Annotated in this window: 8 protein-coding genes and 1 tRNA gene; 5 read left to right on the top strand and 4 right to left on the bottom strand. The window is 65.7% G+C overall.

Translation table 11 applies throughout. The features are described 5' to 3' along the window. Positions 1-1449 (top strand): CAP domain-containing protein (locus DBR22_RS11505; RefSeq protein ID WP_258229155.1); only part of this gene is annotated, 1449 nt, incomplete at its 5' end. Positions 1450-1459: 10 nt separating this feature from the next. Here the strand turns inward: DBR22_RS11505 and DBR22_RS11500 are convergent. Next, positions 1460-1903 (bottom strand): SRPBCC family protein, encoded by a 444-nt coding sequence (locus DBR22_RS11500; protein ID WP_108599124.1) that lies wholly within the window; start codon positions 1901-1903, stop codon positions 1460-1462. Between the two features lie 258 nt (positions 1904-2161). Between DBR22_RS11500 and DBR22_RS11495 the strand changes: the two genes are divergently transcribed. After that, positions 2162-2235: transfer RNA gene (locus DBR22_RS11495), tRNA-Gly, on the top strand. A gap of 26 nt (positions 2236-2261) precedes the next feature. Here DBR22_RS11495 and DBR22_RS11490 read toward each other — a convergent pair. Continuing rightward, complete coding sequence (locus tag DBR22_RS11490; RefSeq protein ID WP_108599123.1) at positions 2262-2639, bottom strand: hypothetical protein; 378 nt, start codon at positions 2637-2639, stop codon at positions 2262-2264. A 214-nt stretch (positions 2640-2853) separates the two neighbouring features. On the opposite strand from DBR22_RS11490, the gene DBR22_RS23835 reads away from it, so the two are divergent. After that, positions 2854-2994 carry a hypothetical protein gene (locus DBR22_RS23835; RefSeq protein ID WP_181365140.1) on the top strand — a complete coding sequence of 47 codons (141 nt, stop codon included), beginning with the start codon at positions 2854-2856 and terminating at the stop codon, positions 2992-2994. Continuing rightward, positions 2991-4145, top strand: coding sequence for a N(5)-(carboxyethyl)ornithine synthase (locus tag DBR22_RS11485; RefSeq protein ID WP_108599122.1), 1155 nt, complete (start codon positions 2991-2993; stop codon positions 4143-4145). The genes DBR22_RS23835 and DBR22_RS11485 overlap by 4 nt, the downstream gene beginning before the upstream one ends. A 79-nt stretch (positions 4146-4224) precedes the next feature. Here the strand turns inward: DBR22_RS11485 and DBR22_RS11480 are convergent, their stop codons facing one another. Further along, complete coding sequence (locus DBR22_RS11480) at positions 4225-5589, bottom strand: MFS transporter (RefSeq protein ID WP_108599126.1); 1365 nt, start codon at positions 5587-5589, stop codon at positions 4225-4227. Between the two features lie 147 nt (positions 5590-5736). Between DBR22_RS11480 and DBR22_RS11475 the strand changes: the two genes are divergently transcribed. Then, positions 5737-6591 carry a LysR substrate-binding domain-containing protein gene (locus DBR22_RS11475; RefSeq protein ID WP_108599121.1) on the top strand — a complete coding sequence of 285 codons (855 nt, stop codon included), beginning with the start codon at positions 5737-5739 and terminating at the stop codon, positions 6589-6591. 615 nt (positions 6592-7206) lie between these two features. Here DBR22_RS11475 and DBR22_RS11465 read toward each other — a convergent pair. Next, positions 7207-7417: hypothetical protein (locus DBR22_RS11465; RefSeq protein WP_146187479.1), on the bottom strand; the 211-nt coding region annotated here is incomplete at its 5' end.

Here is a 7417-nt window from a genome sequence, read left to right as displayed (position 1 = left end):
ACCACCACGGAGCCATTGGCGGCCCCCACCGCATCCGCAAGCACCAGCGAACAGGTTGCGCCTGAGCCGCCGTCCATCCCGCCGCTTTGGGCGCCGGCAGCTGAACTGTCCCAGCCGGTAGACAGGTCTGCAGCGGAATCCGGGGTTGCCACCGAGTCACTCAGCACTGAGGCCCTGGTGCCGGACAGCAACTCGGCCGCCATCCTTACGGTTTTCAATAAGATCAACGAATACCGGGCAGCGAACAGCCTGGCGCCCGTCAAGTACCACGCCACTGTGGCAGGAATGGCCCAGGAATGGTCCAACAACATTGCCACCCGCGAAGTCATCGAACACCGTGCCAGCTTCTGGACGGATCCCCGTGCCCTCAGCCCCAGCAGCGCCGGCGAGGTCATCGCCGTCCGTTGGGACAGGGAAGCCGCCCAGTTGGTGGAATGGTGGAAGACCTCCCCCGGCCACAATGCCATGCTGCTGGACCCGCGGTTCAACGTCATGGGCGCCGGTGTCACCTATACCGACGGCAACTGGCAGACCACCCCTAACCGCTACACGCTCTGGGGTGTGGTGAACTTCTTTGGCTACACCAACCTCCCGGCGGGCACCGTCACGTCGCCCGGCGGCAGCTCAACCGGCGGGAACGCGTTCCCGCCGGCTACGGCGAGTCTCTGCGACCCGGCCGTCAGGCACATGCCGCCCACATCGGATCTGAGCAGCGCGGCCATTACCAGCGCCGCCGACCTCGTCTCCATCACCACCGGCGGCGAACTCATCAACCGGCCCTCTACCGGGAACCGGACCTACGGCCCAGCCAGGGTCATACACTCCTTCTTCAGCGGCGCCAAGGAAGTCTTTGTCACCGACTGGGACCGCAACGGCGCCTACGACATCCTTGCCCAGTGGAATGACGGCCGTCTCACGCTTCATCCGGGGGCCGCCGGCGGAGGCTTCGGGGCTCCGGTCACACTCGGCCAGTCCGGGTGGGCCGCCATGACCCTCGCCGTCGGCGGCTGGTGCGCCAACAACCGGCTGCCCCAGCTCGTAGCCCTCGACACCGGCGGCAACCTCTGGCTCTACCCCAACGTTGGCCTGACCGACATGTCCTCGCGCACGCTGATGGCCAGCGGGGTTGCCGCCACCAGGCTGAGCATGGTGGACTACGACGCCGACGGCTTCCAGGACCTCCTGGCGATAAGGGGCGACGGCGTTGTGCAGCTTTACCGGGGAGCGGGCGCCGTGGCGCCCCGCGCCGAAGCCCGGGCCACTGTGGCCACCGGCTGGGGCGACGTCACCGGGATCAGGCCGCTGCGCGACGTCACCGCGCTGAATTCCACCGGGGTGGCACTGCGCCGGGCCAACGACGTCGTGCAGTACTGGGACCTGAGCGGCGGAACCCTGGCGGCGGCGTCGAACATTTCCGGAAGCTGGGCCGGCCAGAGGCTGGCTCAGTAACCCAACGGGCCTAAGCGGCCGAGCGCAGCTCCAGCACATCCTTGAGGCGCATCAGCTGGGCCACTTCGGCTTTCATGGTGCGCTGGAAGCGGATGTTCATGAGGCCGAGCAGGCCTTTGGGCTGGTATTCGAGCGCGAACCGGACCCGGGTTCCGCCCTGTTCCGTGCTGAGGTAGTAACCGCCCGCGGGCTGCGCAGGGCCGGCAATCACCTTGAATTGGATCTCCGCCCCGGGCCTGGCGTGCGTGATTTCGAAATCTGCCTGGACAGGCAGGCCTGCCCGCCCGGTCATCGTCTGCTGGTAAACGGCACCCTTGGTCCCGGCTGCGCCGGAAAGCAGGGCGATGGTGCGGATGCCCCGGCGCCACTGGGGCAGGTTCATTCCGTCGATCAGGAAGTTGTAAACCGCCATGGCGTCACGGCGGATAAGCACGTCGTGCTCTGCAAATGCCATGGGAGTCCTTCGGTCAGCGGCAGGTCGGCGTTGGTAGCCCGCCCCACCCCCATGACACTGCAGCTAACGGGTTCAGAGTAGCCATCCGGCCCGGCCCGGACCTAGCCACAGGCGGTGGCGTTATGGAACAGTTATTGGATGACGCGGCCGCTTGGGGCTGCTCCCCCGGACACGGCCCGCACAGGCGTCGCACGTTGCAGGGGAGGGCGCGCATCTGCGCTAAGCTAAGTTCTGCCCCGCTCACAAGGGGGGGGCGACGCGGCTGTAGCTCAATGGTAGAGCGCTAGCTTCCCAAGCTTGATACGCGGGTTCGATTCCCGTCAGCCGCTCCAGCGCCACTGAACACCACGTCAGTCACCTATCCGTTCCTGGCCTTCCTCACCCCTCGCTCCACTGCCTTTTTCAGCGCTGCCAGCCGGGTCGCTTCCAGCTTCCGGCAGGCACCGTCCTTGGCGGCGGAAAAGATGCGCCCGAGACCCTTCGGCTCGTACTGGGCGGTCACAGTCATCCGCGTGCTGTCAGCTACCGGATACAGGACGTAGGAACACGTTACGGCCTCGCCGCTGCCCACGAACGTCTCGGTCCAGGACCGCTCCGGCACCTGGTCCTGGAACTCGAGGACCTGTCCCTCCTGGCCGGGGACGGCCGCCCGGGCCTGCGCATCCACGCAGAACGCATAAACCTCCGGACGTCCGCAGGGGATAAGGACGGTGCTTTCGATCGTGATGGTTCCCATGGTGCTGTTTCCCGTAATTCCGCAAGGCCTGCCCGGCGCAGTGCCCAGAGCGTCATTTTCACACCGTGAAGGTGCCGGCACAATGACCGCCGCGCTGAACGCTCCGTGCCGGATTCACCGCCGGATTCCGGGCGCCGGTTTCCCGCGGCCCGTTAGGTGCCGGCGTGTATCGTCGGAAGTCAGGAACCTCTTCGGTTCCGCTACAGGAGCAATCATGGCTGACAAGTCCCCCCGTCAAGCAGCATCCGCAAAATCAGGTAAATCCATCAAGGAAAAGCGCGCCGACAAGAGGGCCGCTTCCTCGCCGGCCAGCTCCGTGGACGCCACGCCCAGCAAGGCCGCCAAAAAGAAGTGAATGAGCAGCAGACCCAGCTGAGCCTGGGCGTCCTGGCCTCCACGCGGAAACCGGACGAACTCCGTCTCCCCATCCATCCTCTGCATTTTGAGCGGATTGCCCCCGAACTGCGCCGGCGCATCATCCTGGAGCAGGGCTACGGCGAGCGTTTCGGTGTCTCCGATGACCACCTTTCAACCCTCGTGGGCAAAATGGCCACCAAGGAAGCGCTTCTGGCGGAGGCCGACGTCGTCCTCCTGCCCAAACCGCAGCCGGAAGACCTCGCAGAGCTGCGCGACGGCCAGGTCCTGTGGGGCTGGCCGCACTGCGTCCAGGACCGTGCCATCACGCAGCTGGCCATCGACAAGAAGCTGACGCTGATTGCGTTCGAGGCCATGAACCACTGGGCCAGCGACGGCGGTTTCGGCCTGCATGTGTTCCACAAGAACAACGAGCTCGCAGGGTACTGCTCGGTCCTGCATGCCCTGGCGTTGACCGGTTCTACGGGCGACTACGGGCGGCGGCTCAGCGCAGTGGTGATCGGGTTCGGCGCCACGGCACGCGGAGCCGTGACCGCGCTGAACGCCCACGGCATTCATGACGTGCAGGTGCTGACCAACCGCGGGGTTGCCGCCGTGGGAGCCCCGATCCACTCGGTGAACATCGTGCAGTTTGATCACGACGCCGAGGCCCCCTTCCTCAGCCAGGTCATCACCGAGCGGGGCCGGGTTCCGCTGGCGCCGTTCCTGGCCGAGAGCGACATCGTGGTCAACTGCACGCTGCAGGACCCCAACAACCCGCTGACTTATCTGCGGACCGAGGACCTGGCGGCATTCAGCCCCGGCAGCCTGATCGTCGACGTTTCCTGCGACGAAGGCATGGGCTTCAGCTGGGCGCGCTCCACCACCTTTGCCGAGCCCATGTTCACGATCGGCGACCACATCAACTACTACGCGGTGGACCACAGCCCGTCCTACCTCTGGAACTCCTCCACCTGGGAAATCAGCCAGGCGCTGCTGCCGTTCCTCGAGACGGTCATCAGCGGACCGGCGGCCTGGGACGGCAACGAGACCATCTCCCGGGCCATCGAGATCCGCGACGGCGTGGTCCGGAATAACGATGTGCTGGAGTTCCAGAAGCGCGGTGCGGAGTACCCCCACCCAGCACTGTAATTCCTGCGGCTGCGGTGGTGGGCGCCCGTCATTCTGCCGGCGGGCTGCACCGCCGTCGCCCTCTGCCACCAGCGGCCCGTTAGGCAGCCGCCCGGCTCACGATGCGCACCGGGTGCCGCCGGTCTTTCAGGTTCACCCTGAGCCCCAGCGCGCCCTTGCGGGCAAGTACGACGCCGACCGTCAGGGCGGCGAGCGCCGGCACCCCGCCGGAAACGAAGAGGGCAACGTGGGGATCCACGTTTTCGGCAATCCAGCCGAGCATGGGCCCGCCGATGGCCTGGCCGCCGATCAGCACCATGATGTACAGGCTCATGACGCGGCCGCGGATGCCCACGTTGGAGCTGATCTGGACCAGCTGGTTGGAGCCGGTGAGGAACATCAGGCACCAGAAGCCGGACATCACCATCACCGCTCCGAACCAGACCATGGACGGGGCGAACGCGGCCAGGCAGAGCATCACGCCGTACATTCCCGCGCAAAACACCACGGACCGCAGCCGCAGCTGCCGGCGCCGGGTGGACGCGACAGCACCGGCCAGGGCGCCCAGGGCCACAAGGGCGTTCAGCAGGCCGTAGCCGCCGGCGCCGACGTCAAACACCCGGTCCGCGAAGGCAGCCAGCAGCACGGGCAGGCTCATGGCGAACACTGCGATGAACCCTGCCATCAGCCACGGCCAGTAAATGGTGGGCTTGCTGAGGGCGTACTGCAGCCCTTCGCGCAGCATGCCCTTCTTCTTGGGCGCCGGCCTGCTGATGAACAGCCGGTCCTTGCGCAGGAGCAGCAGCATGGTCACCGTGGAGCAGCACGCCAGCGCATTCGCGGCAAAGGCCCAGCCTGCTCCGACGGCGGTGAGCAGCAGTCCCGCCAGCGCCGGGCCGATCAGCCCGCCCAGCTGGAAGGTGGTGGAGTTGACGCTGATGGCATTGCGCAGGTATTTCGGGCCAACCAGCTCGTTGACGAACACCTGCCGCGCAGGCTGGTCCAGCACGGTGACCAGGCCCAGCACCAGCGCAATGACGTACACGTGCCAGACTTCCACCGCGCCGCTGAGGGCAAGAAAGGCGAGTGCCGCTGCCAGCACGCCGGCCATGGACTGGCACAGGATGAGGATCTTCCGCTTGGCGAACCTGTCAGCCATCATCCCGCCCCACGGGCCGAGGAGCAGCGACGGCAGGAACTGCAGCGCCACCGTGATGCCCACGGCGGTGACGGAGCCGGACAGTTCCAGCACCAGCCAGTCCTGGGCGATCCGTTGCATCCAGAGCGCGATCACTGCAACGAAGTGGCCGATCGCAAAGATCCGGAAGTTGGGGACCTTCAGGGAAATAAAGGTGTGCCGCCACGGGAGGTGTTCACTGACGACGGCGATGGGCTGGGTTTGGGATGAAGCGGAGTCGATGACGGGCTGGCTGACGGTTGCCGATGAAAGCGGTGGGGGTGCCACAGAGATGTCCTCAGGGAAGCGGGCGGTCCGGGATGACTCCAACGCTAAGCTGATCAGGAGCGATTATGCAGGTCTATCGAGTCTATAACTAGCATTGCAATACGTAATAAGACCCCATTTCAGGCCCCGGCAGCCCAAGGAGACCCCGTGTTCGAACCCGCCCAGCTCCGCTCCTTCCTTGCCGTGGCGGAGACGCTGAGCTTCACCAAGGCCGCCGAACGGCTGGGACTGGCACAGCCCACCGTCAGCCAGCACGTCCGCAAGCTGGAGCAGGCCGCCAAGCGGGTCCTCATCACCAGGGACACCCGCGACGTCCGCCTGACTGACAACGGGGATGCCATGGCCGGCTTTGCCCGCACCATCCTGTCGGCGCACGATGCCGCGGCCCGGTACTTCTCCGGCTCCGCCATGCGCGGCCGGCTGCGCTTCGGCACCGCCGATGACCTTGCCATCACAGGACTTCCCCGGATTCTGCGCGAGTTCCGGCAGGTCTATCCCCAGATCAACCTCGAGCTGACGGTCGGCCAAAGCGACCAGCTGTACCGGAAGCTCAACGCGGGCCAGCTGGACCTCGTGTTCGTCAAGTGGGTGGCGGGAGTCAAGGACGGCACAGTGGTCCAGCACGATTCCTTCTCCTGGGTGGGGCTGGAGCAGACGTCCCTTGAACCGGGGGATCACGTGCCGCTGATCGCCTACCCCTCCCCCAGCCTGAGCCGGAAACTGGCCATCGATGCCCTCGAATCCCACGGCCGGACGTGGCGGATCACCTGTACAACCCGGCAGATCAGTGGGGTCCTGGCGGCACTCCGGGCCGGTATCGGGATCGCTGTTATGCCGACGTCGCTCGTTCCCGAAGATCTGAAGATCATCACCCGCCGGTTCGACCTGCCGCCGGTGGGCGACGTTGATTTCACCCTGATCCGCAACCCGCTGGCCAACGCTGAAGTGATCGATGCACTGACCCAGGCCATCGTGGGCAGGACCCTCAAGAAGTCAGCCTGACAGTGCCCTAAACCCCGGCCGGGGTTGCTCAAACCATTGTAGAAAAAGCCTGCCTCGCCTATGCTGGTTTATCCATGGGGTCAAGCAGTGGCCGGTTCAAACCGTACGAGCGCGCCCCGCAACCCATGGGCTGGCCGCGTTCGGGATAGGCAGCCAATGACGACAGCCGAGAACACCCATTTTTACCCCGCCTTAACGCGCACGCACCACCCGGTGCGTCCTCTGGTCACCCACCATTCGGGTCACAGCTCGATCACTTCCAGGGCAGAGCCCGAGTTCGTCAGCAAGCCGACGTGCGACAAGTGCGGCACGGACGAGTTTATCTATCTGGAGTCGTACATTCCACCGGTTTACCGGCGTGACGGGGCGGTCAGGACACTGGGCGAAGTCGCCTACACCTGCACCCGTTGTGAAGAATTTTCCGCCCACAGCGTTCCCGCCTCGTGGGCTCCCCCGGGCTGGTATCTGGGGTGACTACTAAGGTCTCCTGCCGCGCCGCAGCTGTTAGCTGAAGCGCAGCCCCATCCGACAACAGCGAAAGGCCCGGCGGCTGAACAAGGTGGCCGCCGGGCCTTTCTCTGTGTCATCGGCGATCTGACGAAACAGTGTTCACGCTCAGATCAGGGCATCGGAAAGGTGGTTCGGAGTTCCGAAGCGGTGGGCCGTGATGCTGATGGCCTGCTCGTGCAGGAACGGCAGCAGTTCAACGTGCCCCGCTTCGGTGACCGGGTGGGAGTACACGGCCAGGTCCGGCCGGCCGTCCGTTGCTTCTGCCAGGGCGGTGGCGTCCCCGCCGATCAGCCGGATCCGGGCGCCGGACAGCTTG

The sequence above is a fragment of the Arthrobacter sp. HMWF013 genome, from assembly GCF_003061105.1.
Taxonomy (GTDB): domain Bacteria; phylum Actinomycetota; class Actinomycetes; order Actinomycetales; family Micrococcaceae; genus Arthrobacter.
This window is presented reverse-complemented; position numbering and strand designations above follow the sequence as displayed.

What these genes read in the sequence shown, in the direction of transcription:
- DBR22_RS11500 (WP_108599124.1), bottom strand. Translation starts at nt 1,903, where the DNA reads ATGGCATTTGCAGAGCACGACGTGCTTATCCGCCGTGACGCCATGGCG.
- DBR22_RS11490 (WP_108599123.1), bottom strand. Translation starts at nt 2,639, where the DNA reads ATGGGAACCATCACGATCGAAAGCACCGTCCTTATCCCCTGCGGACGT.
- DBR22_RS23835 (WP_181365140.1), top strand. Translation starts at nt 2,854, where the DNA reads ATGGCTGACAAGTCCCCCCGTCAAGCAGCATCCGCAAAATCAGGTAAA.